The organism is Streptomyces kronopolitis (genome assembly GCF_014646275.1).
GTDB classification, from domain to species: domain Bacteria; phylum Actinomycetota; class Actinomycetes; order Streptomycetales; family Streptomycetaceae; genus Streptomyces; species Streptomyces kronopolitis.
The window spans coordinates 1-535 of sequence record NZ_BMND01000129.1; the positions used below are offsets into that span (position 1 = coordinate 1).

1 protein-coding gene is annotated in these 535 nt (G+C 42.1%); it reads left to right on the forward strand.

Features of this window, described 5'->3' with window-relative positions; all coding sequences use genetic code 11:
- Positions 1–36: 36 nt before the first annotated feature.
- Positions 37–535, forward strand: a 499-nt coding sequence (locus tag IEY78_RS35465) for a radical SAM protein (RefSeq protein WP_229700355.1), incomplete at its 3' end; no start/stop codon positions are given.

The following is a 535-nucleotide window of genomic DNA, read 5'->3' on the forward strand; positions in this document are numbered from 1 at the left end:
TTTGGGTGCAGGACGAATCTTTTTGACACGCAAGTGATGGGCGAGAATTTGAAGGATTTTAGCGCGACCTTAGAAGAACAAGAAGCCGATATTATTATCATCAATTCTTGCACCGTAACCAATGGGGCCGATAGCGCAGTAAGGAGTTACGCTAAAAAAATGGCGCGATTGGATAAGGAAGTGCTATTTACTGGCTGTGGGGTGAAAACCCAAGGCAAGGAGCTTTTTGAAAAAGGGCTTTTAAAGGGCGTTTTTGGGCATGACAATAAAGAAAAGATTAACGCGCTTTTGCAAGAAAAAAAGCGTTTTTTTATAGACGACAATTTAGAAAACAAGCACTTAGACACCACAATGGTGAGCGAGTTTGTGGGAAAAACTAGGGCGTTTATCAAGATTCAAGAAGGCTGTGATTTTGATTGCAATTATTGCATTATCCCAAGCGTGAGAGGGAGGGCCAGGAGCTTTGAAGAGAGGAAAATTTTAGAGCAAGTGGGCCTTTTATGCTCTAAAGGGGTTCAAGAAGTGGTTTTAACCG